General features: G+C 61.8%; 21 protein-coding genes and 1 pseudogene. 16 read left to right on the top strand and 6 right to left on the bottom strand.

Features of this window, described 5'->3' with window-relative positions:
- The first annotated feature begins 59 nt into the window (after nt 1-59).
- The 6 genes and pseudogenes from ybaK to V8Z78_RS02835 all read left to right on the top strand — a co-directional run bounded on the left by ybaK (nt 60) and on the right by V8Z78_RS02835 (nt 6,774).
- Entirely contained in the window at nt 60-560 is a 501-nt protein-coding gene (ybaK, locus tag V8Z78_RS02860; protein WP_003063251.1) for a Cys-tRNA(Pro) deacylase, read from the top strand.
- Between the two features lie 196 nt (nt 561-756).
- A complete protein-coding gene (plsY, locus tag V8Z78_RS02855; protein WP_046460745.1) occupies nt 757-1,443 on the top strand; it encodes a glycerol-3-phosphate 1-O-acyltransferase PlsY in 687 nt (228 codons plus the stop codon).
- 84 nt (nt 1,444-1,527) lie between these two features.
- Nucleotides 1,528-3,053, top strand: a pseudogene (locus V8Z78_RS02850) (DUF4178 domain-containing protein).
- A 51-nt stretch (nt 3,054-3,104) separates the two neighbouring features.
- Complete coding sequence (locus tag V8Z78_RS02845) at nt 3,105-3,323, top strand: DUF350 domain-containing protein (protein WP_003063240.1); 219 nt, start codon at nt 3,105-3,107, stop codon at nt 3,321-3,323.
- Between the two features lie 164 nt (nt 3,324-3,487).
- The gene (locus V8Z78_RS02840; RefSeq protein ID WP_332293970.1) at nt 3,488-5,038 is read left to right on the top strand and encodes a polyamine aminopropyltransferase; all 1,551 of its coding nucleotides are present in this window, start codon (nt 3,488-3,490) and stop codon (nt 5,036-5,038) included.
- On the top strand, nt 5,038-6,774 hold the full coding sequence (locus tag V8Z78_RS02835; protein WP_349730849.1) for an FAD-dependent oxidoreductase: 1,737 nt from the start codon (nt 5,038-5,040) through the stop codon (nt 6,772-6,774). Before V8Z78_RS02840 ends, V8Z78_RS02835 begins: the two co-directional genes overlap by 1 nt.
- Before the next feature lie 6 nt (nt 6,775-6,780).
- Here the strand turns inward: V8Z78_RS02835 and V8Z78_RS02830 are convergent, their stop codons facing one another.
- From V8Z78_RS02830 to V8Z78_RS02820, 3 genes are all read right to left on the bottom strand, one after another.
- The gene (locus V8Z78_RS02830) at nt 6,781-7,773 is read right to left on the bottom strand and encodes an HD-GYP domain-containing protein (protein WP_314353932.1); all 993 of its coding nucleotides are present in this window, start codon (nt 7,771-7,773) and stop codon (nt 6,781-6,783) included.
- A 15-nt stretch (nt 7,774-7,788) separates the two neighbouring features.
- Nucleotides 7,789-8,418 (bottom strand): retropepsin-like aspartic protease family protein, encoded by a 630-nt coding sequence (locus tag V8Z78_RS02825; RefSeq protein WP_171832495.1) that lies wholly within the window; start codon nt 8,416-8,418, stop codon nt 7,789-7,791.
- A gap of 136 nt (nt 8,419-8,554) precedes the next feature.
- Complete coding sequence (locus V8Z78_RS02820) at nt 8,555-9,040, bottom strand: YajQ family cyclic di-GMP-binding protein (RefSeq protein ID WP_003063225.1); 486 nt, start codon at nt 9,038-9,040, stop codon at nt 8,555-8,557.
- A 103-nt stretch (nt 9,041-9,143) separates the two neighbouring features.
- Between V8Z78_RS02820 and murB the strand changes: the two genes are divergently transcribed.
- On the top strand, nt 9,144-10,241 hold the full coding sequence (gene murB / locus V8Z78_RS02815; RefSeq protein WP_314353929.1) for a UDP-N-acetylmuramate dehydrogenase: 1,098 nt from the start codon (nt 9,144-9,146) through the stop codon (nt 10,239-10,241).
- 60 nt (nt 10,242-10,301) lie between these two features.
- Here murB and V8Z78_RS02810 read toward each other — a convergent pair whose 3' ends face one another.
- Complete coding sequence (locus V8Z78_RS02810; protein ID WP_003063220.1) at nt 10,302-10,793, bottom strand: hypothetical protein; 492 nt, start codon at nt 10,791-10,793, stop codon at nt 10,302-10,304.
- A gap of 262 nt (nt 10,794-11,055) precedes the next feature.
- Between V8Z78_RS02810 and phaR the strand changes: the two genes are divergently transcribed.
- From phaR to V8Z78_RS02785, 5 genes are all read left to right on the top strand, one after another.
- On the top strand, nt 11,056-11,601 hold the full coding sequence (gene phaR / locus V8Z78_RS02805) for a polyhydroxyalkanoate synthesis repressor PhaR (protein ID WP_003063218.1): 546 nt from the start codon (nt 11,056-11,058) through the stop codon (nt 11,599-11,601).
- Between the two features lie 215 nt (nt 11,602-11,816).
- On the top strand, nt 11,817-13,199 hold the full coding sequence (locus V8Z78_RS02800; protein WP_280031312.1) for a DUF1329 domain-containing protein: 1,383 nt from the start codon (nt 11,817-11,819) through the stop codon (nt 13,197-13,199).
- A 144-nt stretch (nt 13,200-13,343) separates the two neighbouring features.
- Nucleotides 13,344-14,108: an SDR family oxidoreductase gene (locus V8Z78_RS02795; protein ID WP_349730848.1), complete on the top strand. Its 765-nt coding sequence runs from the start codon at nt 13,344-13,346 to the stop codon at nt 14,106-14,108.
- A 137-nt stretch (nt 14,109-14,245) separates the two neighbouring features.
- Nucleotides 14,246-14,638 carry a VOC family protein gene (locus tag V8Z78_RS02790; RefSeq protein WP_314353924.1) on the top strand — a complete coding sequence of 131 codons (393 nt, stop codon included), beginning with the start codon at nt 14,246-14,248 and terminating at the stop codon, nt 14,636-14,638.
- 421 nt (nt 14,639-15,059) lie between these two features.
- Nucleotides 15,060-16,316: a tetratricopeptide repeat protein gene (locus tag V8Z78_RS02785; protein WP_280007689.1), complete on the top strand. Its 1,257-nt coding sequence runs from the start codon at nt 15,060-15,062 to the stop codon at nt 16,314-16,316.
- Between the two features lie 53 nt (nt 16,317-16,369).
- On the opposite strand, the gene V8Z78_RS02780 is transcribed toward V8Z78_RS02785, so the two are convergent.
- Complete coding sequence (locus V8Z78_RS02780) at nt 16,370-16,762, bottom strand: VOC family protein (RefSeq protein WP_003063205.1); 393 nt, start codon at nt 16,760-16,762, stop codon at nt 16,370-16,372.
- Nucleotides 16,763-16,891: 129 nt separating this feature from the next.
- Nucleotides 16,892-17,455 carry a TetR/AcrR family transcriptional regulator gene (locus V8Z78_RS02775; protein ID WP_003063204.1) on the bottom strand — a complete coding sequence of 188 codons (564 nt, stop codon included), beginning with the start codon at nt 17,453-17,455 and terminating at the stop codon, nt 16,892-16,894.
- Between the two features lie 193 nt (nt 17,456-17,648).
- On the opposite strand from V8Z78_RS02775, the gene V8Z78_RS02770 reads away from it, so the two are divergent.
- The 4 genes from V8Z78_RS02770 to V8Z78_RS02755 all read left to right on the top strand — a co-directional run bounded on the left by V8Z78_RS02770 (nt 17,649) and on the right by V8Z78_RS02755 (nt 24,271).
- Nucleotides 17,649-18,827, top strand: a complete 1,179-nt coding sequence (locus V8Z78_RS02770) for an efflux RND transporter periplasmic adaptor subunit (RefSeq protein WP_057092063.1) — start codon at nt 17,649-17,651, stop codon at nt 18,825-18,827.
- Between the two features lie 64 nt (nt 18,828-18,891).
- Complete coding sequence (locus V8Z78_RS02765; RefSeq protein ID WP_314353921.1) at nt 18,892-22,038, top strand: multidrug efflux RND transporter permease subunit; 3,147 nt, start codon at nt 18,892-18,894, stop codon at nt 22,036-22,038.
- Nucleotides 22,035-23,450, top strand: a complete 1,416-nt coding sequence (locus V8Z78_RS02760) for an efflux transporter outer membrane subunit (protein ID WP_003063198.1) — start codon at nt 22,035-22,037, stop codon at nt 23,448-23,450. Before V8Z78_RS02765 ends, V8Z78_RS02760 begins: the two co-directional genes overlap by 4 nt.
- Before the next feature lie 329 nt (nt 23,451-23,779).
- Nucleotides 23,780-24,271 carry a sigma-70 family RNA polymerase sigma factor gene (locus V8Z78_RS02755; protein ID WP_012837896.1) on the top strand — a complete coding sequence of 164 codons (492 nt, stop codon included), beginning with the start codon at nt 23,780-23,782 and terminating at the stop codon, nt 24,269-24,271.

Below are 24,271 nucleotides of genomic sequence, written 5' to 3'. Positions count from 1 at the left end.
GAGAGAAAATGGCGGATGGCCCATATCGGGCATACGCCACTAGCTATCAAAATTGAATCATGGCAAAAAAAGACAAAAACGCCCATGTGAGCGAGACTCCAGCCACGCAGATGCTCAGGGCCCACAAGGTGGAGTTCACCGAGCACCCCTATGACTATGTGGAGCATGGCGGCACTGAAGAGTCAGCGCGCCAACTGGGGTTGGACGAGCACGCAGTGGTCAAGACCCTGGTGATGCAGGATCAGGATGCCAAGCCGCTCATCGTGCTCATGCATGGCGATTGCAAGGTATCGACCAAGAACCTGGCGCGCCAGATCGGGGCCAAGAGCGTGGAGCCTTGCAAACCCGACGTGGCCAACCGCCACAGCGGCTATCTGGTGGGCGGTACCTCACCCTTCGGCACTAGGCGCGAGATGCCGGTCTATATCGAGGAAACCATACTCGCGCTGCCACGCATTGCCATCAACGGCGGGCGGCGCGGCTATCTGGTGCAACTGGCCCCTGAGGTTTGTACCCGTCTGCTCGATGCCCGGCCGGTGCACTGCGCGCTGGCAGAATAGGGGGCTAGCCAGCCGGGGCAGACGCCGGCTGGCAAAAAACGCAAACAACAAGGACTTACGCCAACCAGGATGTACAACGGGCATGACGGTCTACAAACCGCCGTGCCTGATCCGGGTTGCGCAAGTCGTGACAACAATCGGTGCCGTCGACCTTGGTTGGCGAGCCTTAGGGCCAGTCTCTGGCCGAGGAATTCCTTTGAACGCCCTCTATCCCGTTATCGCCGTCATCGCGGCCTATCTGATTGGTTCGCTGTCCTTTGCCGTCATCGTCAGCCGCGTCATGGGCCTGAACGACCCGCGCACCTATGGCAGCGGCAACCCCGGGGCCACCAATGTGCTGCGCTCGGGCAGCAAGGCGGCAGCGGCTGTCACGCTGCTGCTGGATGCGCTCAAGGGCCTGGTGCCCGTGGTGCTGGTCAAAGCCTTCGGCGCGCAGTTCGGGCTGGGCGACAGCACGGTCGCGCTGGTCGGCCTAGCTGCTTTCCTGGGCCATCTGTACCCGGTGTTCTTTGGCTTCAAGGGGGGCAAGGGCGTGGCCACGGCCTTGGGCGTGCTGCTGGGCATCAGCGGCTGGCTGGGTCTGGCGACGGCGCTGACCTGGGTCATTGTGGCCGTGTTCTTCCGCTATTCCTCCCTGGCCGCGCTGGTGGCATCGGTGTTCGCGCCCGTGTATTACGTGCTGTGCAGCGGCATTGTCTGGGATGCGGAAACCCCCATCACTGCCGCGATTGTCGTGATGGCGATCCTGCTGGTCTGGCGTCATCGCGAAAACATTCAGCGCTTGATCGCCGGCAAGGAATCCAGGCTGGGACAGAAAAAGACCGATGGCTCCAAGCTTGCAGAGGGCGCTGCCCGCAAGAGCGGTAAGAGCAAGCATCGCTAGGGCGCGGCTGCTGCATTTCTCCGAGGCCGCCTTCAGGCCGTTTCCATTCAAGCGCAAGAAGCTCCTGATTAAATAGCAAAAAATATGGCTTCCAGCCCATCGCAGCGCGACTACAGCGCTCCCTGTCCTGGTTGTGGCGCGCCGGTCCACTTCGCCAGTGCGCAATCGAGTTTTGCCGTCTGCGAGTTTTGCCGCAGCACCGTGCTGCGCGATGGCGAGACGCTCAAGCGCATTGGCTCCATGGCCGAGGTGTTCGAGGACTACAGCCCGCTGCAGCTGGGCGCCTCGGGCATGGTCAAGCGCAACGGCAAGCCCGAGCCCTTCACCATCGTGGGCCGCGCCCAGTACAAAAGCGCGGCCGGCAACTGGTCGGAGTGGGTGGCTGCGCTCAGCAACGGCGAGCTGGCCTGGCTGAGCGAGGACAACGGCAGCTTTGTCTTTGCCGTGAACTGGCAGCCGCCGGGCTGGAACGTGAAAGAGTTCCAGCAGCGCGAATGGCGCATGGGCCGCGAGCTCAAGGCAGGCACGGAATCCTTTACCGTCACCAGCATTCAGGATGCGCAACTGATGGCGGCTCAGGGCGAGCTGCCCCAGCTGCCCCAGCTCGGCAAGAGCTTCAAGCTGGTGGAGTTGCGCAGCGACAAGAACCAGATTCTCTCCATCGACTTCAGCGACAAGACACCGGCCTTCAGTCTGGGGGCAGCCGTGGCGCTGGAGGCTTTGCAGATGCAGGGCCTGCGCAGCAGCGCCCAGAAGAAAACCCAGGGGCGCCACTTCAACTGTCCCAAGTGCGGTGCCGTGGTGCCCGTGCGCTTCGACACCACCAAGGCCCTGAGCTGCCCCAGCTGTGGCAGCCTGATCGACATGTCCAAGGGCATGGGGGCGGAGCTGAGCTATGCCGAGCAGCGCCGAAAGGTCAAGCCTCTGATCCCGCTGGGCAGCGAAGGCACGCTGGATGGCCTGAAATGGCAGGTCGTGGGTTTTCAGAGGCGCAGCGGGCGTGGCCTGGGCGAAGATGAGGACGACAGCTTCACCTGGGATGAGTACCTGCTCTACAACAAGAAGGCGGGCTTTTCGTTCATCGTCGATTCGGAAGACGGCTGGAGCACGGCCCGCGTCATCACGGGAGCTCCCAAGCTCAGCAAGAACGGCGCCACTGCGACCTATCTGCAGCGCAAATACCAGCGCGACTACGCCTACCTGGCGGAGACGGAATATGCAGAGGGCGAGTTCTACTGGCCCGTCTTCAAGGGCGCCAAGTCCAGCAATGTGGACTTTGCCAATGGCGGCAAGCAGTCCACGCTGGCGCTGGAGACCGCCAATCAGGAAACGACCTGGACCCATGGCCAGCGCGTTTCGGCTGAGACGGTGGCCAAGCGTTCGGCACGGCCAAGCTCAAGGATCGCTCCCAGGTCAGTCCTCTGTCGGGCAGCGGCTTCAGCTGGGGGACGATTCTGTTCTGGTTGTTCCTGCTGCTGTTCATCCTGCCGTTCCTGCGTGCCTGCATGTCCAGTCCCAACTGCGACCCGCGCACAGATCCCAACTGCACGTACAGCCGCTCCAGCAGCGGTTCCTACGGTGGTTACACCTCGGGTGGCAGTCATAAATAAGCGTCGCTGCTCTCACAGGCAGGCCCCCCATCTCATTACAGGAGAGACATCATGAATTTCGACTGGTTCAGCGCCCAGAACTTCTTCGGCTCCATCATCTACGCCCTGGTGGGCGTGGTGGTGTTCTGGCTGTGCTTCATCATCATCGACAAGATCACGCCCGTGGACATGTGGGCCGAGATCGTGGAGAAGCACAACAAGGCACTGGCCATGGTGGTGGCGGCCATGTGCCTGGGTATCAGCATCATCGTCGCTGCGGCGATACATTGAGGCTCCCCCTGAGGCGCAGCGCGCCTTCCCCCTCTCTCTACGCGCTGGGCGCTAGGGGAGGGGGACGACAGCTTCGCTGTGGGGCGGCGGGGCCGCCCAGGCCCTTGCTCGCTGTCCCTGGCAGGCAGAGGACGGCGCGCCTGTTTTACGGTTAAAGGAATTAGATGACTTCGATGGTGGCCGAGGAGCATAGCGCTGGCCAGGGGCCTCGGCCCATTGATGTTGCGCTGCTGGCCAGCGTCTTCGTGATTGCGGCCTGCGGCCTGCTCTACGAGCTGGCGGCAGGCGCGCTGGCATCCTATCTGCTCGGTGATTCGGTGCTGCAGTTCTCCACCATCATAGGTACCTATCTGTTTGCCATGGGCATAGGCTCGTGGCTGTCGCGCTATTTCGAAGATCAGCTGCCCGCGCATTTTCTGCGTGTGGAGCTGATGGTGGCGCTGGTCGGTGGTGCCTTGCCGGCCGTGCTGTTTCTCGCCAATGCCTATGCGCCGGGCGCGTTCCGCTTTCTGCTCTACGGCATGGTGATGGTGGTGGGAACGCTGGTGGGGCTGGAGATTCCGCTTGTCATGCGCATTCTCAAGCGCAATGCATCGCTCAAGGATCTGGTCTCCAAGGTGCTGACCTTCGACTATCTGGGAGCCTTGGCCGTGTCGCTGGCGTTTCCCATCGTGCTGGTGCCCAAGCTGGGCCTGGTGCGCACAGGTCTGCTGTTCGGCTTCATGAACGCGGCCATTGCCGTGTGGGCCCTGGTGCTGTTCAAGCATGAGCTGCGCAATCTGCGTGCCCATGCCTGGGCCTGTGCACTGGTGCTGCTGGCCCTGGGCGGCGGCATCGCGGGCGCGGATCAGCTGACCCGGCTGGCCGACGACCATTTCTATCAGGACCGCATCGTGCTGAGCAGCAGCTCGCCCTACCAGCGCATCGTGGTGACACAGGGACGCCAGGGCGCGCGGCTGTACCTGAACGGCAATCTGCAGTTTGCCCAGAGCGACGAGTACCGCTATCACGAAGCGCTGGTCCACCCCGCCATGGCCGCACATGGTGCACCGAGGAAGGTGGCGGTGCTGGGTGGTGGCGACGGCATGGCCGTGCGCGAGGTGCTCAAGTACCCCGGCGTGGAGTCCGTGGTGCTGGTGGAGCTGGACCCGGCCATGACCGGCCTGTTCAAGAGCAACGCCATGATGACGGCGCTCAATGGCAATGCACTCAACGATGCCCGCGTGAGCATCGTCAACACCGACGCCTTTCACTGGTTGCAGGAGACTGCGGACACCTTCGATGTGATCGTGGTGGACTTTCCCGATCCCACCAATTTCGCCATAGGCAAGCTGTTCACCAATAGTTTTTATTCGCTGCTGGACAAGCGTCTGGCGGCCAGCGGCTATGCCGTGATTCAGACCACCTCGCCGCTGATTGCGCGCCAGAGCTTCTGGACCGTGGTGCAGACCGTGGAGTCCGTGGGTCTGAGGGCACGGCCCTATCACGTGCATGTGCCCAGTTTTGGCGAATGGGGTTTTGTGCTGGCCAGTCACCGTCCCTGGCGCGAGCCCGAGGCTTTGCCCGCTGGCATGCGTTTTCTGACCCTGCCCACGCTGCGCCTGATGTTTGACTTCCCTCTCGATATGGCGCGCGTGCCGACCGAGGTGAATCGCCTCTCGAATCAGGTGCTGGTCAACACCTATGAGCGCGAGTGGGGCAAGGTGGAGCATTGATGCGGGCCGATCTGAAACGGCGCGACTGGCTCGGGCTGGCGGCCGCCAGCGCTTTGGGCGCAGCGGGCCTGGCCGGCTGCAAGCAGCCAGCGCCCAGACTGGAGGACTTGCCTGGCGGCTTCAGCGGCGTGGCGCTGGAGCGTGGTCATGGCCTGCGCCCTTTCTGGCAGCGCCTGGCACAGGGGCTGGAGCTACCTGCACCTGCGGTGGTACACCGGGCGCCAGTAGTGATTGCGGGCGGGGGCATGGCCGGGCTGGCGGCGGCACGCGCGCTGGAACTGGCTGGCGTGCAGGGCGCAGCCTTGCTCGATACCCAGGCCGCCATGGGAGGCAACAGCCAGGGCGGGCAAGTCAAGGGCATTGCCTGCCCCCTGGGTGCCCACTATCTGCCCGTTCCCGGCGACGATGCCCATGAGGTGCAGGACTGGCTGGAGGAGCTGGGCGTGCGCCAGCGCTTCGCTGGCCGCTGGCGCTATGACGAGCGCTATCTCTGCCATAGCCCGCAGGAGCGCCTGTACTGGCAGGGCGGCTGGCATGAGGGACTGCTGCCCGTGCAGGGCGTGAGCCAGCGCACGCTGGAGCAATATGCGCTGTTTGAAAAGCAGGTCGAGGCAGCGGCTCAGGCGGCGGCCTTTGCCATGCCTTCCATCCGTGTCTGGCAGCGCGAAGCGGGTTTGCCTGCCTCTCATGCGGTGCTCGATGCACAGCGTTTCGACCAATGGCTGGCGGTGCAGGGCCTCGATGACGAGCGTCTGCTCTGGTATCTGGACTACAGCTGCCGCGATGATTTCGGTGCCGGTCTGAGCCGCGTCTCGGCCTGGGCGGGGATTCATTATTTCGCCAGCCGCCATGGTTTCCACGCGCCGCGCCTGCAGTCCGGGCATGAGAGCGAAGCGGATGGCGAGCAGGTGCTGACCTGGCCCCAGGGCAATGGCTGGCTGGCGCAGCAACTGGCGGCGGGACTGAAAGCCACGCAGCTGCAGACCGATTGCAGCGTGCTTGCCGTCACCGAGGACGCGGGCGGTGTGCAGATCGAGGTTTATCACCATGGCCGCCAGCAGCATGAACGCTGGCTGGCGCGCCATTGCGTGATGGCGCTGCCCAGCTTTATTGCTGCAAGAGTGCTGCGCAATGCGCCCGATTTTCTGCGTGCCGTGGCGGCTCGCCTGAACTGGGCTCCCTGGCTGGTGGCGAACATCCATATCGACCGACCGCTGGCCGACTACCCCGGTGCCGAGCCCGCCTGGGACAATGTGCTGTACCGCGACGGCAATGCAGGAGGCCTGGGCTATGTGGATGCGGGCAATCAGCGGCTGGACCGCATACGCCGCCAGCCAACGGTGCTGAGTTACTACCAGGCGCTGGGCGACTGGGCCGATGGGCGCAGGCAATTGATGCAGCAGCCGTTTGCCTTCTGGCGCGAGCGCATCGTGAACACGCTGAGCGAGCCGCACCCAGACCTGCTGCAGCATGCCACACGCATGGAAATCACCCGCTATGGCCATGCCATGGCGATTCCGCGTCCTGGCGATCAGCAGATATTGAGCGCAATAGCCGTCAAGTTCAGTGCCAGCAAGCGCAATCTGCTATTGAATGGGGAGCGAGTGCAGGGCCTGCCCACGCCTGCGACGGCGCGGCTGAGCTTTGCGCATTCGGACTGGGCTGGCTATTCGGTGCTGGAAGAGGCGTTCACGCGTGGTCACCATGCCGGCCTGATCGCTGCACAAGGCGTTTAGAAAGGGTCAGCGTCTGCTGCCCGGCAGCTTGACCATGCGGTACAGCTCGGCGTTGCCGCGTGCACTGTGAATGCCAAGCTGTGCCATGGAGCGCAGGTCCAGATCCAGCGTCAGCGAGGAACGCGCCAGCGCGGAGGTGATGGCCGGCCTGCGCCCCTCCAGATGCCAGATGGGCGGGTACATGCTGTGGCCATCCCGGTCGATCACGCTGGCAATCTCGGGTTCTTCCAGACTTTTTCCGCGGCGCAGCACCACGGCCACTTCGCCATTGTCCAGCTGCACATAGGTGCCGGGCGGGTACAGGCCCACGACATCGATCAAGGCCTGCTTGACCTCATCGGCGTATTGGCCGCCCTGCTGCAGCACTTGCAGCGACTCGGTAGCCGAGCGGCCGCTACGGGTCTTGCGCGGGCTGATCAGGGCAGCATAACGGTCTACCGTGCCCAGAATGCGTACCAGACGCTCCAGCGGCTGCAACTGTGCCAGCGGCGCGGGCTGCAGCACCACATGGTGGTATTGCACGGTGTCCAGCCAGAGTCGGTCACGCACCATGAGCCGCTCCAGCATCAGCCGGCCCTCTGTGGGGTGCTGCTTGACGGCTTCGGCCTGCTGGCTGCTCAGCGGTGTACGTTGCTCGGCCAGCTGGTTCTGTAGCACGGTCATGCCGATGTTCATGGTCAGAGCGGCCTGGATCAGCGTGTCGCGTTCGGATTGAGGCAGGTCAAGCTCCTTGGCAAGGATATGGCACAGGCCCGCGCAGACCACGGCGTGAGACGGGCTATAGCCCACGGTTGTCGAGCTGGCACGCTGAAACATCAGATACAACGCGGCATCGCTGTCCTGCGTGATGAGGTCTTGCAGCCATAGATCAAGCTGGTGCAGCTTGATGGCAAAGCCGGGGATGCGCAGCGGCGCGGTCAGCAAAACCGCGAGTGCGGCCTCCAGATCCGACCATAGGCCCAGCAGGTCTTCATAGGGGTCGTCGTAGCGTGCGTGCATGGGCGAGAGGCGGGTTCAGTTCTTTTCCAGAACCATCTCATTGCCCTTGCGGGTCATCTGAAACCGGGTCAGCAGACTGTTGCCCAGCAGCACATAGGGCATGGACTGGGGGGCAACGACGGCCTCTATGCCGTAGACCTCCATCTCGCCCAGTCTGACGCTGTCGAGCTTGATGCGCCAGCCTTGGGCAGTGCCGTTGGCCGTGCGCATCAGGACGGGGGCACCCTGCTCGTAGGGCAGTCCCATGCGATCGGCATCGGCACGGCCTATGGCAATGGTGCTGGCGCCGGTGTCCACCATGTACTGCATGGTTTTTCCATTGATATAGCCGCGATCCACAAAATGGCCGCGCGAGTCGGCGATCAGGACCAGCCGGCCCGAGCGCGCAGCGCCGCCAATGCCGCCCCGGCTGCCCACGCTGACCGGAGCTGCTCCCAGGTGCACGGTCTGGCGCTGGCCCTTGATATCCACCACGGCGGAGTCGCCGCTGATCTGCAGCAGGCGCACCTCCTTGTGGCTTTCGTTGACGGCCAGCGCCTTGGGGGCACTGCCATCAATGACCAGCAAGGCCTTGCTGCCCAGCACGCCGGTCAGGGCTACGGACTGTCCCAAGGCACTGCTGGAGGCCACAGCGACTGAAAGCATGAGCCCCATGCGACGCAGGCGAGAGGCGCGGGGCAAGGAGCTGAGCTGGCCGCGTCGCCCTGTGGCAAGGGCCTCGCCCCCCTCCCGCAAGGCGAGGGAAGGGGAAGCAGCGGAGCTGCGCAGGGGGGGGCTTCATTCAATCGCGGAAGTTGTTGAACGACAGAGGGTGGTCGGCCAGATCCTTGCGGATCAATGCCATGGCCGCCTGCAGATCGTCACGCTTGGCTCCGGTGATGCGGACCTTCTCTTCCTGAATGGCAGCCTGCACCTTGAGCTTGCTTTCCTTCATCAGCTTCTGGATCTTCTTGGCCAGCTCGGACTCGATGCCGTTCTTGACCTTGATGAGCTGCTTGACCTTGTCGCCGCCAATCTTCTGTGCCTTCTGGATGTCCAGGAAGCGCACATCGACATTGCGCTTGGTCAGCTTGTTGCGCAGCAGGTCCTCGACTTGCTGCAGCTGGAACTCGGCATCGCCGTAAATGGTGATTTCCTTGTCCTTGAGTTCGACGGCGGCCGATGTGCCCTTGAAGTCGAAACGGGTGCCAATTTCCTTGGTGGCGTTGTCAACGGCGTTCTTCACTTCGACGAAATCGGCTTCGCAAACAGTGTCAAAAGAAGGCATGTGTAATTCCTATCAGTATCAGAGCGGTAAACAGCCACAGTGCGCCGGGCCGTGATGTGCGGCTTGCCAGCAGCAGAGCAGGCGCAGTGCGACAATTGGATGGATGTTAGTCGAGAAAAATGTTCCCCTGCAGCATTGCAACACCTTTGGCATTGCCGCGCGCGCCGAAACCTTGGTGCGCATTCGTAGCCAGGACGATATCCGTCAGTTTCTCGCCGACCCGCTATGGGGACGGCAGCCTGTGTTCGTCCTTGGCGGTGGCAGCAATGTGGTGCTGACGGGCGACGTGGCCCCCGTGGTGCTCAAGATGGAAATCATGGGCATGCGACTGCTGCGCGAAACTGACAAGCACTGGATTGTCGAGATCGGGGCGGGCGAGCGCTGGCATGACATGGTGGCATGGACGCTGGCCCAGGGCTATACAGGCCTTGAAAACATGGCCCTGATTCCAGGCACGGTAGGCGCGGCCCCGGTGCAGAACATCGGCGCTTACGGGATGGAGCTGCAGGATCGCTTCGACTCCCTGGACGCGATCGATCTGGTCACCGGCGAGCAGTTCAGCCTCAATGCCGCGCAATGCGCCTTCGGCTACCGTGACTCGGTGTTCAAACATGCACCGGCTCAGCCCAAGTACTGGCCCGTGACGGGCTCGACGGCTGTCCCGCGCGGCCTGGGACTCAAAGGGCGGGCGGTGATCACCCGGGTGCGTCTGGCGCTGCCCAAGAGTTGGCAACCGGATCTGGGCTACCTGGATCTGCAGCGCAAGCAGGCGGAAAAAGGCATAGAGCAGCCGACCGCGCAGCAGATCTTTGAATGGGTCTGCGAGATTCGTCGGGCCAAGTTGCCGGACCCCGAGGTCATCGGCAATGCGGGCAGCTTCTTCAAGAATCCCACGGTGACGACCGAGCAATGCGCGGACATCATCGCGCGCGAGCCCAAGATTGTTCACTATCCCATGGATGACGGCTCCATCAAGCTGGCGGCCGGCTGGCTGATCGATGCCTGCGGCTGGAAAGGCAAGACCATGGGCCGGGCGGGCGTCTACGACAGGCAGGCGCTGGTGCTGGTCAATCGCGGAGATCGCCACAGCCTCGACGCCAGCGTGACCGGCGGCGAGGTGATGACGCTTGCAGGGGCAATCCAGACCAGTGTCTACGAACGTTTTGGCATTCGCCTGGAGCCCGAGCCGGTGGTGATCTGACTTTGTCGGTGCCAACAAAAAATGGAGCCGGTAGGCTCCATTTTTGATGGCGAAATGCGCTTATTTCCAGAAGGCCGGGCGCAGCAAAATGCCCGAAATACGGTAAGGAGCCTTGGGCTCGACCGCCAGTTCCATGGGCACAAAGCCCTTGGTGCAGCTCAGCAGCACGCTGGTGGCCAGAGGTGTGGAGCTTTCCATGCGGCCAACCGTCTGGCAGCTGCCGACGCCAGTGCGCACGGAGTCCAGGGCTTTCTGCACGGTGTCGATGGGGGAGTTCTTGAGGAACTCCTCGTTGAAATTGTTGGCAGCCAGCTTGGACTTGCCGTCCATGGCTGCGACAACTGCCTGCAGGCGCTTGCGCAATGCGGCGTCTGCGGCGGCGGCATCCACATTGGCAGGGACTGCCTGAGCTGCCGGTGCTGCCTGCGGTGCAGCAGCCTTGGCGGCATCGGTCGCAGCAGCATCGGGCTGGGCCTGTGCTGCGGTCATGAAGCCGGCAGCAGCCAGCAGGGCGGTCAGACAAACAGCATTGCGTGTTTTGGTGGTAATCATCCGTTGAGCCTTTCGTCAAACAACGAGAGGCACTGTAAACCTTCTGCAAGCTTGATTTCGATAGACGGCAAACTGTTTTTTGTGAATAAATGGCAAAGACCTGATGCTGGCTGTGACGGTGGTGCGACTTTGTTGCAGCGCAGACAAGCTTGTTTGTCAGGGTTACTGCTTGCCGATGAGGCTTGTGCACTGCCTAAAATCTGTTGCACTGCAATAGCTCAATTGACGACGGGGCCGACCCCCAGAACATAAAGGACTTGCGATGCAAGAAAACAAAGAGGGCAAAGAGGGTGATGTCCAGGTGGGGAGCCAGCGAATCATCAAGAAGTATCCCAATCGCCGCCTCTACGACACCAATACCTCTTCATACATCACTCTGGCCGAGGTCAAGCAACTGGTCATGGACAGCGAGCCGGTGGTCATCAGGGATGCCAAGACCAATGAAGACCTGACGCGTTCCATCCTGCTGCAGATCATTCTGGAAGAAGAAGCGGGCGGGGCTCCCATGTTCTCCGAGGCCATGCTGGCCAACATCATTCGCTTCTATGGTCATGCCATGCAGGGCTTCATGGGGAGCTACATCGAAAAGAACGTGCAGATGTTCACGGACTTCCAGAGCAAGCTTGCGGGCCAGTCCCAGGGCATGAACCCCGAGGCCTGGAAGCAGTTCATGAGCATGCAGCCTCAAGCCATGCAGGGTTTGATGGGCAGCTATATGGAGCAGTCTCAGAGCATGTTCACGCAGATGCAGGAGCAGATGCAAAAGCAGACGGAGCAGATGCTGGGTGTGTTCGGCATCAAGCGCTGAACGAAAACTGCTTTTCCATAGCGGGCCAATGGCCCGCTTTTTTGTGTCTGTTGCTGGCGCCTGCCTGCGCTAGTCCTAATTGACGATGTTTGCGATTGTCGCCGGTTGAACAATGATTCCGTTGCTTCGCAATTGCGAGCCGGCAAGGAAGAAGAACGATAAGAGAAGTTCAATGACAGGTAGATGCATGGCGGATGCATCCAAGGAGACTAGGCATGAAGTTAGGAGAGGGACCCCGTTTGCTGGCGGTCTTGGCTGCAGGTGTGTTGTTTGCGGGGTCGGTCTGGGCCAAGGCGACGCCCGATGAACTGGCCAGGCTGGGCAAGTCGTTGACCTGCACGGGAGGAGAAAAAGCAGGTACAGCCAGTGGTGTGCCCGAGTTCACGGGGAAATGGCTGGGTACGCCACCCGGCATTCAGTACAACCCGCATGCTGGCCAGCACCCGGTAGACCCCTATGCCGGTGAAAAGCCGTTGCTCACCATCACGGCTGAGAATCTGGCTCAGCATGCCGAGCGCCTGAGCGAGGGTCAGAAGGCCATGTTTGCCAAATACCCCAGGACCTATCGCATTCCGGTCTATCAGGGCCACCGTGACTTTCGCTTCTCGGATGCTGTCTGTGCGGCGGCCAGAAAGAATGCCCAGGATGCGGTGATGAACGCAGACGGTCAGGGCACAACGGGTGCGGTCAAGGGGGCGCTGCCCTTCCCGTTCCCCAGAAATGGACTTGAGCTGGCCTTCAACAATCTGCTGCCTTCGCGTGCTTTCACCGAGCACACGCTGCGTGACAACGCCAATGTGCTTGCCGATGGCAGCATCGTCTGGGGTCGTGCCGACAATCGCGCTTTCAGTCAGGTCAACGATCCGGCCAACGCAGGACAGCCACTGAGCAGTCCCATGTCCCAGGGCATGAATGCAGTCAAGCTGCCCGAGCGTGAGAAGGGCGGCGTCAGCGTGGTGTCCGAGCCGGTTGAATTTGGCAAGGAAAAGCGCCTGGGCTGGAGCTATGACCCCGGCACACGTCGTGTGCGCCAGATTCCTGAATACGGTTTCGATCAGCCTCTGTCGGGCACCGGCGGCAAGCTGACGATTGACTCCGATCGCCTGTTCAACGGCTCGCCCGAGCGCTACAACTGGAAGTCGCTGGGCAAGAAGGAAGTCTATGTGCCGGCCAATGCCTACAAGATTCACGCCAGCAACGTGAAGTATGCCGATCTGCTCAAACCCGGTCATGAAAACCCCGACTACATGCGCTACGAGCTGCGCCGTGTCTGGGTGCTGGAGGCTTCGCTCAAGGATGGCTACCGCCACATGTTCGGCAAGCGCGTGCTGTTTCTCGATGAAGATACCGGCCAGGCACTGATGAGCGATTACTACGATGCACGCGGCCAGCTGTGGCTGCAGGCGGTGGTCAATCATTACTACGCCTTCGACGCCCGGATCTGGCATGCGGGCACCAGCTTCTATCACGACCTGAACTCTGGCGGCTATGTGGCCTACAACCTGTTCCAGGAGCGTCCTCAGGGCCCCGTCTTGAACAAGGGCAATATGACTGCAGCCATGTTTACGCCCGAAGCGGCGCGTAACGCAGGCAACTAAAAAATGAATCCGGCAAACAGCCTGTGGCGTACTTTGTGTGGCTGCGGGCTTTTGCCATTCAGGCCAGGAGGCGCTTACGCCTCCTTTTTTATGTGGCAGTAGCAATGCCCTGCTCAGGGCTTGGAAAAACAAGAGGAGACGTAGATGACAAATCGTTTGCAGGGCAAGGTGGCGCTGGTCACTGGTGGTGCCTGTGGTGTGGGTCTGGAGGTGGTGAAGTTGCTTCTTGGTGAGGGCGCCAAGGTCGCATTCAGCGATATCAATGAAACGGCGGGGCAGCAACTGGCGGCTGAATTGGGCGAAGGCTCCATGTTCGTCCGCCATGACGTGAGCAGCGAGACGGACTGGACGCTTGTGATGGCGGCGGTGCAGCAACGTCTTGGCCGGCTCGATGTGCTGGTCAACAATGCCGGCATCCTGCTGCCTGGTGATATGGAAACAGGGCGTCTGGAGGATTTCAGCCGCCTGCTCAAGATCAACACCGAGTCGGTCTTCATCGGTTGCCAGCAGGGCATTGCGGCGATGAAGCAGGCCGGTGGCTCCATCATCAATATGGCTTCGGTATCCAGCTGGCTGCCCGTGGAGCAATATGCCGGCTACAGCGCCAGCAAGGCTGCAGTGTCCGCGCTGACGCGCGCCGCTGCGCTGAACTGTCGCAAGCAAGGCTATGCGATTCGCGTCAATTCCATTCATCCCGATGGCATTTATACGCCCATGATGCAGGCTTCGCTGCCAAAGGGCGTGAGCAAGGAAATGATCTTGCATGACCCCAAACTCAACCGCGCCGGCCGCGCCTATATGCCCGAGCGCATCGCGCAACTGGTGCTGTTCCTGGCCAGCGACGAGTCCAGCGTCATGAGTGGTAGCGAGCTGCATGCTGATAACTCGATTCTGGGCATGGGGCTATAGATGAAAGCTTGAATCTGACCGTTCCCCGGAAGGCCTTGAAGCGTTTCAAGGCCTTTGCCGTTTTTGCTGAGTAGGATGATGCAGTCAATGGTCTTGAGCGGCAAAGATATTCGGTTGGGTTTTGAGAGGATGCCTTCATGAAATTGGGTTACACAATCATCTACGTCCCGGATGTCTCGGCATCGCTGGAATTCTTTAGCCGGGCATTCGGCATACAACAGCGTTTTCTGCATGAGTCCGGAACCTATGGCGAGCTCGAGACAGGGCAGACCACGCTGGCATTTGCCGCCCATGAGCTGGGCGCGTTGAATTTTCCTGGAGGCCATGTCGAAGCGCACAGCTCTGCGAAGCCATTGGGATTTGAAATCGCGCTGGTCACGGAGGATGTCGAGCAGGCTCATCGGAGCGCGCTGAGCGCCGGCGCCATCGAGATGGCCGCTCCGAGGGCCAAGCCCTGGGGTCAGATGGTGTCTTATCTGCGTTGCCCCGACGGCTGCGTGGTGGAGCTTTGTACGCCCATGGCTGGCTGATCCGCAGAGATGCCTGCCCGCAAAGGCGCAAGGTCCGGGCCTGGCTTTTCGCACTGTTTGCAATATCGCGAACATGCGACGCAAATTGCACCCCGGCGGAGTTTGACCGGGCAGATCTCTGTGTTGCCTGGCCTGGGAGAGCCTCGAGCAGCAATGCTGTCCCGAGACAAGAGAGACTTCGCGGGCGTATAGCGGCTCTGTGACTACAGTCTAGGGAGAGCCTCGTCGGCAGTCATTTCCGTGCTGAGGCGGGTCAGTATGGTTTTGATAGCTGCCAACGCTTTATGGACAAGGTATTGCTTCTATATACTCCCATTTTTTTCTGTGAACAGGGGAAGCAATGCTTGCGCGATGGTCTGGTGCTTTGGTTCTGTCGGCTTGGCTGTCAGTTTGGGGTTGTGCGCAGGCTCAGCCCAGCGAAATGGTCAATGCCGCGAAGACAGGAGATGTCGCGGCACAGTACGAGTTGGGAAAAGCCTATCTTTACGGCAAGGGCGTGGAAAAGAATGCTGACGATGCCTTGCGCTGGCTGCGTCTGGCCGCAGAGCACAATCATGCGCCGTCCCAGTATCTGCTGGGTCTGGTCTATGTGCTGGGTGCCGAGGGTGTGAAAAAAGATCCTGAGGCAGGGCTGACACACATTCATCAGGCTGCAAACGCCGGAAATCTCGATGCGCAGAACCTGCTTGGAACTATCTATCTAAAAGGCGAAGCGGTTGAGAAGGATGCCGCAACAGGTGTCGCATGGCTGGAGCGCGCCGCGCAGCAGGGCTCTGCAGCGGCACAAAATAGCCTGGGCTTTGTCTACCGCAAAGGCGAGTTGCTGGCCCAGGATTTGCAGGCCTCGTTTCGCTGGTATCTGAAGGCGGCCCAGCAAGCCGATGTGCTCGCGCAGTTCACGGTGGCCGAGATGTACTACCTTGGCGAAGGCGTGGAGAAGAATCGTGCCGAAGCCGCGAAATGGCTGACCCCGCTGGCAGACAAGGGCGTGCAGAAAGCCCAATTGCTGCTGGGAAAGATTTGCTTCGAAGGCCAGGGTGTGGCCCCCGACTACAAGCGGGCCGTGCTGCTGCTGCACGCTGTCGCCATCCGCGGCTCGGGCGAGGCTTACTATGAACTGGGCCGTCTGTTCGAGCAGGGAGAGGGCGAGTATCGCAACGAAAAAGAAGCGATTGCCTATTACACCCAGGCGCTGAAGTACCAGCATGCAGCGGCGGCGCAGCGGCTGGAGCAGCTCTCCGCTTCGTCGCCAAAGTCCGCAGAGTTTGCGCAGTCCATGGAATACATGGAGAACCTGAACTCGGCTCTCAAGGGCAATGTTCTGGCTCAGTACAACGTCGGTGTCTTTCAATATCTGGGCAAGGGCTTTGCGCAACCCAACTACACCGAGGCCGCCAAGTGGTTCACCATGGCAGCCAATCAAGGCTATGCCAAGGCCCAGTACAACCTGGGCACCTTGTACGAAAACGGCGAGGGTGTGGGCAAGAGCCTGGCTCAGGCGCTCAAGTGGTATCGGCTTGCCGCCGAGCAGCAGGATGCCCCGGCCCAGTACGCGTTGGGAACTTTGTACCGGGACGGTCTGGGTGTGAAGAAGAATGCCAAGCAGGCTCGTGAGTGGTTGCAGCGCGCCGCAGAGCAAGGCCATGCAGCGGCAAAAAAGGCTTTGGCACAGCTCTGAGCTGACAAGCGGGGGCCGTTTTCAGAGGCCCCGGCTTGCCAGCGCGAGCACAACTAGGCCGGCTCCGAGATCTCGATGAGGTTCAGGTCGGGGTCACGCACATAGATGGAGCGGATCTTCGATGTGGCACCGGTGCGCATCACAGGGCCTTCGGCGATGGGAACCGACAACTGCTGCAGACGCGCGATAACCTCGTCCAGCGGCACCGAGGCCAGAAAGCACAGATCAAGGGCACCGGGCACAGGCGTGTGGGCCTTGGGCTCGAACTCACGCCCTTTCACATGCAGATTGATCTTCTGCCGGCCGAACACAAAGGCCTTGCGCTCCACGGGCGGGGTGCCGCCGATGAAGGATTCCAGCCGCATGCCCAGGACTTCGGTGTAAAAGCGTATGCAGTGGGCTTCGTTGGCCGTGGTGAGAACCAGGTGGTCGAGGTGACTGATCATGACAAGGCTACTCTCTGGTTGTGAAAGCGAGTGTGAAGGTACGCGAACTCGCGTTGTAGGGGAACGGCATGACCATGGTGCAGCTGGAGGCCGGCATGGCCGGTAAGGCTGCAGTCGGGGTCGATTCTGTCAGGCTGTCGCCGTCCCATCCTGGCGCATGACTCCCTGCAAAAACGCCTGCTCGGCAAGCTGTGCCAGCGGGGCGCGTGGGATGCGACCGCGGCGCTCTCCATCGATGAGCGCGATCACGGTTCCCAGCCACAGCTCGGTCAGCGTTGCGGCGCTGAAATCGATGCGGAACACGCCTTCCTGTTGGCCGCGCAGGAAAAAAGCGTCGACCTTGGGTTCCCAGATCGCATTTTCCTCCATGGGTTTTTCGACTTCATTCCAGTAATAGGTCAGGAACAGCGTGAATTCGCGGTGTTCAAGATGCTTGGCATTGAGGCGCTTGAGGGCCTCGAGCACCGGGCCTTCCTCGATGCGGGCTTCGTCCAGCGCATCGTCCAGCGTGCGCAGGCTTTGCTCCAGCAGGCGCTTGATCAGCAGATCGCGCGTGGGGCAGAAGCGATAGAGCGTGGCCTTGCTGATGCCTATGGCCTTGGCCAGCTCCTGCAAGGTGGCGCGCGGGTGGTTGACCAGGGCCAGGGCCAGTGGGGGGAGGATTGCTGTGTTGTCGTGGGGGGCGGTCGTCATTCGTGGCTCCGGTTGGGGCGGATACGGATGAACCTATTTTGATTCAAGCGGCGGGCCTAAAAGCTTGGGATAGCAACTTTACTTGGTATCAAAATGCCATGAATCAATATAGGCCTTAATGAATCAAATTTGATTCAAAAAATATTTTCATGCATCATGCGCTTCTTTCAAGATTTGACAAGACTCAAAAGCCATGAAGAAGAAAAGCCAGAATGTGCGTGCCTGGTCGGCCCTGGCCGCATTGGCAGCCGCAATGATGTTGGCCGGCTGCATCAAGTCGGAAGCGGGCGGACCGCCTCAGGAATTGCCGCTGGTGGATGTGGTGACCGTCAAGCCCAGGGCGCTGAGCCTCAGCGCTGAACTGCCTGGGCGCATCGAGCCCGTACGTGTGGCGGAGGTGCGTGCGCGGGTGCCAGGTATCGTGCTGAGCCGCAACTTCAAAGAGGGTGCCGATGTGAAGGCTGGAGAGGTGCTGTTCAATATCGACCCGGCACCGCTGCGCGCGGCGCTGTCGCGGGCCCGGGGCGAATTGGCGCGAGCCGAGGCCGCGCTCTCCGATGCTCAGTCCGTGGTGCGTCGTTACGAGCCGCTGGTGGAACAGGAAGCTGTGAGTCGCCAGGATTTCGACAGCGCCAAGGCCGCGCTGCACAGCGCCTTGGCCATGCGCCAATCGGCCCAGGCCGAAGTCGAGGCGGCACGCCTGAACCTGGACTATGCGACGGTGAGGGCCCCGATTGCGGGCCGCATCGGCCGTGCCTTGGTGACGGAAGGTGCCCTGGTCGGCCAGGGGGAGGCCACACCGATGGCAGTGATACAGCAGCTTGACCCCATTTATGCCGATTTCCGCCAGACCGCAGCGCTGGCCACGCGCTTGCGTTCACAGCAGCAGGGAGAGCAGTCGCAGAAGAGTGCTCCAGTGACGCTGGTGGCGGACGGCCTGGACGATAAGCGCCAGGGACGCATGCTGTTTTCGGATGTGACGGTGGATCGCGGCACCGGCCAGCTTGCACTGCGCGGTGAATTCCCCAACAAAGATGGCTTGCTGTTGCCCGGCATGTATGTGCGCGTGACCATGGGCCTGGGCGAGGATCCTGCGGCCATTCTCGTGCCTCAGCGCGCGGTGCAGCGCGGCGCCGACGGACTGGCCCATGTGCTGGTGCTCGACGAGAACGACATTGTGCAATCCCAGAAGGTGAGCACCGGTGCCATGTACGGCTCCGACTGGCATATCACCGAGGGCCTCAAGGAAAACGCCAGGGTGTTGGTCGGAGGCCTTGCGGCAGCCGTGCCCGGCACCAAGGTGCAGATCAGAGCTGCCGCTGCAAATCTCGCTGACGCTGTCAAAGATGCGGAAGTCACGGAAAAGAAATGAGCACTATGCGCTGGTCCTGCAAGCGCTGAATGCCAAGAAGACAAGCCTTATTCAAGGATAGACAATGTCCCGGTTTTTTATTGATCGCCCCAAGCTGGCCTGGGTGGTCGCGATCTTCATCCTGCTGGCCGGCCTGCTGGCGATCCCGGCCTTGCCCGTGGCGCAGTTTCCCAACGTGGCTCCGCCGCAGATCTCCATCTCTGCAACCTATCCGGGGGCATCGGCCACCACGGTGATGGAGTCGGTGACCAGCGTCATCGAGGAGGAGCTCAACGGCACCAAGGGGCTGTTGTACTTCGACTCGTCCAGCGGTGCCACGGGCCTGGCCGAGATCACGGCCACCTTCGCGCCGGGCACCGATCCCGCACTGGCCCAGGTCGAGGTGCAGAACCGCATCAAGAAGGCCGAGGCCAGACTGCCCGCATCGGTGATGCAGATGGGTCTGCAGGTAGAGCAGGCCAGCGCCAACTTCCTGCTGATCTATTCGCTGACCTACAAGGGTGACGACAGCGGCAAGAACGAGGTCCGCCTCTCCGACTATGCGGTGCGCAACATCAACAACGAGATCCGGCGCGTACCCGGTGTGGGCAAGGTGCAGTACTTCGGCGCCGATGTCGCCATGCGGGTCTGGGTCGATCCGCAGAAGCTGCTGGGCTACGGCCTGTCGGTGGCCGACGTGAATGCGGCCATTGCCGCGCAGAATGCCCAGGTGCCGGCGGGCAGCTTCGGCAGCCAGCCCGGATCGTCAGAGCAGGAACTCAGCGCCACGATTGCCGTCAAGGGAACGCTTAGTTCGCCCGAGGAGTTCGGTCAGATCGTGTTGCAGGCCAGGGCCGATGGCTCGGCCGTGCACCTGGCCGATGTGGCGCGTCTCGAAGTCGGCCAGCTCGACTACAGCTTTGCCTCGCGCGAGGACGGCCACAAAGGAGTGGCGGCCGCCGTGCAACTGGCACCTGGTGCCAATGCTATGCAGACCGCCAAGGCGGTCAAGGCGAGGCTAGCCGAGCTGTCGCAGAACTTCCCCGACGATATTCAGTACGCAGTGCCTTACGACACCTCGCGCTTTGTTGAGGTCGCCATCGGCAAGGTGATTCAGACCCTGGTCGAGGCCGTGGTGCTGGTGTTCCTGGTGATGTGGCTGTTTCTGCAGAACCTGCGCTATACGCTGATTCCCACCATCGTGGTCCCGGTGTGTCTGGCCGGTACCCTGGCGGTGATGTATGCGCTGGGCTTCTCGGTCAATATGATGACCATGTTCGGCATGGTGCTGGCCATCGGCATTCTGGTCGACGATGCCATCGTGGTGGTGGAGAACGTGGAGCGTCTCATGGCCGAGGAGGGGCTCTCGCCGCTGGCCGCCACGGTGAAGGCCATGCAGCAGGTCTCGGGGGCCATCGTCGGCATCACGCTGGTGCTGGTGGCCGTGTTCCTGCCTCTGGCCTTCATGAGCGGCTCGGTGGGCGTGATCTACCGCCAGTTCTCGCTGTCGCTGGCGGTCTCCATCCTGTTTTCGGGCCTGCTGGCGCTGACTTTCACGCCGGCGCTGTGCGCCACGCTGCTCAAGCCTGTTGCCGAGGATCACCACAAGGAGAAAAAAGGCCTCTTCGGCTGGTTCAACCGCCACTTTGCCAAGCTGACCGAGCGCTTTTCGCTGCTCAACCAGCGTCTGGTCAGGCGCACGGGCCGCTATATGCTGATCTATGCGGCCATCGTGGGCGGGCTGGGCTTTGCCTATACGCGCATGCCCGAGTCCTTTGTGCCTTATGAAGACATGGGCTACTACATCGTCAGCGTGCAACTGCCTCCTGGTGCAACCGAAGCACGTACCGAGGCCGTGGTGCGCGACATGGAAGCCTATGTGCAAAGCCGCCCCGCCACGGCCCAGGCCGAGTTCCTGATGGGCTACAGTTTTTCGGGCATGGGGCAGAACGCGGCCATGGCCTTCGTCACGCTCAAGGACTGGTCCTTGCGCGGCAAGGGTCAGGCGTCGTGGGACGAGGTCCAGGCCTTCAATCAGCGCTTCGGCAGCTTGTCCGACGGTGCGGCCATGGCGGTGGACCCGCCACCCATCGACGGCCTGGGCAATTCCGGCGGCTTTGCGCTGCGTCTGCAGGACCGCGCCAATCTGGGCCGTGAGGCCCTGGTTGCCGCGCGCGACGAGCTGCTGAAGAAGGCCAATGCCTCGCCGGTGATCGCCTACGCAATGATGGAGAACCTCGAAGACGCGCCGCAACTGCGTCTGGACATAGACCGGCGCAAGGCCCAGGCCCAGGGCGTGAGCTTCGCGAGCATCAGCGCCGTGCTGTCCACGGCCTATGGCTCGGCCGTGATCAACGAGTTTCCGAATGCGGGGCGCCTGCAGCGCGTGGTGGTGCAGGCCGACACGACAGCACGCATGACGCCCGAGGCCCTGCTGCGGCTGTATGTGCCCAATGCCCAGGGCGAGCAGGTGCCGCTGGCCTCGTTTGCCAGCGTGGAGTGGGAGCAGGGGCCGGTGCAGATCTCGCGCTACAACGGCTATCCGGCCTTCCGTATCGCGGGCGATGCCAAGCCCGGCCACACCACGGGTGAGGCCATGGCCGAGCTCGAACGCATTCTGGGCGAGATGCCGCGCGGCATAGGTTACGAGTGGACGGCGCTGTCCTATCAGGAAAAGGCTGCTGGCGCACAGGCTCCCAAGCTGTTCGCACTGGCCATCGTGGTGGTGTTCCTGCTGCTCGTGGCCCTGTACGAAAGCTGGAGCATTCCCGCAGCCGTGATGCTGATCGTGCCCATAGGGGCGCTGGGCTCGGTGCTGGCCACCTCGGCGCTGGGTCTCTCGAACGACGTGTACTTCAAGGTCGGCCTGATCACCATCATCGGCCTGGCGGCCAAGAACGCCATCCTGATCGTGGAGTTCGCCAAGGACCTGCACGAGCGCGGCCATTCGCTGGCGGAAGCTGCATTGCAGGCAGCCCGTTTGCGCTTCCGCCCCATCGTGATGACTTCGCTGGCCTTCATCCTCGGGGTGGTGCCGCTGGCGCTGGCCACCGGGGCGGGGGCCTCCAGCCAGGCCGCCATCGGTGTCGGCGTGATCGGCGGCATGCTCAGCGCCACATTGCTGGGCGTGCTGTTCGTGCCCATCTTCTTTGTCTTCGTGCTCTCGCTGCGGCGCAAGCGCCCCGCAGTGCCGGAGGAAAAAAACACAGACTCCGAAGGAGAACCCGTATGAACGGGCGAAACACCATGCGTACCGCGACGCTGACGCTGATTGCCGCGATGCTTGCCGGCTGCTCTTTTGCACCGACCTATGAAAGACCTGCTGCGCCCATTCCCGGCAACTGGAGCGCGGCATCATCGGCCTCGGCTGCATCGATGCAGAGCTTGCACTGGAAGGATTTCGTGATCGATGAGCGCCTGCGCTCGCGTATCGAAACGGCGCTGGCCAACAACCGCGATCTGCGCCAGACGCTGCTCAATGTGCAGACAGCACGAGCGGCCTATCGCGTGCAGCGTGCGGACCAACTGCCCGGTCTGGAAGCGCAAGCCAGTGGTAACCGCCAGCGCCTGCCTGCCGACCTGAGCGGCACAGGAGCGGCCAGGGTGCAGAGCAACTATCAGGCAGGCGCCGGGCTGATGGCTTTCGAGCTTGATCTCTTCGGCCGCGTGAGCTCGCTGTCCGAGGCTGCGCTGATGGAATACCTGGCCACCGAAGAGGCCGCGCGCAGCGTGCAGATCAGTCTGGTTGCCGAAGTGATCCAGGCCTCGCTGGCGCAGGACAGCGCGCGGCAGCGCCAGGCCCTGGCGCTGCGCACCCTGCAGGCGCGCGAGAAAGAATTGCAGCTGATGAGCGAGCGTCGCAAGACCGGCATGGCCAGCCGCCTTGACGAGCAGGAGGCTCAAGGCCAGCTCGAGCAGGCGCGCGCCGAAGTCGAGCGCTTCGAGCGCGAGCTGCGCCAGGCGGGCAATGCTCTGGACTGGCTGGTGGGTGATGGCAGGGTCCAGCCGGCAGCAGATCTGAGCGCCACGCCCCTGGTGCAGGAGATAGGCCCGGGTCTGCCCTCAGATCTGCTGGTGCTGCGCCCCGATATCCGCTCCGCCGAATATCAGCTGCGCGCGCGCAATGCAAGCATTGGCGCTGCGCGGGCTGCATTCTTTCCACGCATTTCGCTCACGGGCTCCTACGGCTCGGCCAGTGCCGAGCTTGGCGATTTGTTTGCCGGCGGTCAGCGCTCCTGGTCCTTCATGCCGCAGCTCAGCTTGCCGATTTTCGATGGCGGCCGCAATCGCGCCAATCTGGAGATCGCGCAGCTGCGCAAGGACATGGCGATAGCTAGCTACGAGCGCAGCATTCAGACGGCGTTTCGTGAAGTCAGCGATGCACTGGCCTCCGTGGAGACTCTGAGGCGCGAGGAGCTTGCGCGCCAGCGCCTGGTGCAGACCAGCGCGAATACGCTCAAGCTTGCCGAGCTGCGCTATCGCGCGGGGGTGGACAGTCATCTGCGCTATCTGGATGCGCAGCGCACGGACTACGCGCAGCAGATGGCACTGATCGAGGTCAGCGCGCAGCGACAGATGGCCCTGGCCACGCTGTTCAAGGCCTTGGGTGGCGGCTGGCAGGCCAGTCCTGGTGCCCAGGGTTGAGTGCGCCCAACCCGTCCGCAGCATGAGAAGAGCGTTGGTGTGGCCTATGAAGGCCGCCCCAACGCTCATGAAACTCAGCCAGATTGCACAGATGGGCCGAGCCTTGCTTGACCTCTGAAATCAAGGAACTGAACCGGTCGTCGAAAGCCATGTGATTCGCCGGATGCCGGTGAGTTTGTTGGCGAGGAGGGGATGGTCGGCAGGCGAAGCGCAGGCCGAGCCAAAGTTCCCAAAAAACCACATCTATTTCAATTTTGACTTTAATCGATAATAATTCTCATTATCATAAATGAGTAACGCATCGTATCTTGTCATACCCATTCCGCTCCTTGACCGACGTGGCCAAGATTTATGGAGAGCATCACCCCTGGCTTTTGGGCTGGCTGAGGCGCAAGCTCGGCGGAGCTGATCATGCCGCGGATCTTGCGCAAGATACCTTTGTGAGAGTGCTGGCTGCCCAGGCGGAGCAGCGCGCGCTGGTGTTGCGCGAACCGCGTGCCTATCTGACCACGGTGGCGCGCAATCTGCTCATCAATCATGTGCAGCGGCTGTCGCTGGAGAAGGCATGGCTGGACGCGATGGCCCAGTTGCCGGAGCCTCTGGCGCCTTCGCCCGAGCAGCAGTTGCTGGTGCTGGAGTCATTGCATCAGGTCGATGCCATGCTCAACGGCTTGCCACCCAAGGTGCGCGAGGCGTTTCTACTATCCCAACTCGATGGTCTGAGCTATGCACAGGTGGCAGAGCGCTTGGGAGTCACGTCTCGCACCGTCAAGCGCTATATGGCCCAGGCATTCGAGCAGTGCATTTTGCTGGTGATTTGA

The sequence above is a fragment of the Comamonas sp. wu1-DMT genome (assembly GCF_040187805.1).
Lineage (GTDB): Bacteria > Pseudomonadota > Gammaproteobacteria > Burkholderiales > Burkholderiaceae_C > Comamonas > Comamonas thiooxydans.
This window is presented reverse-complemented; position numbering and strand designations above follow the sequence as displayed.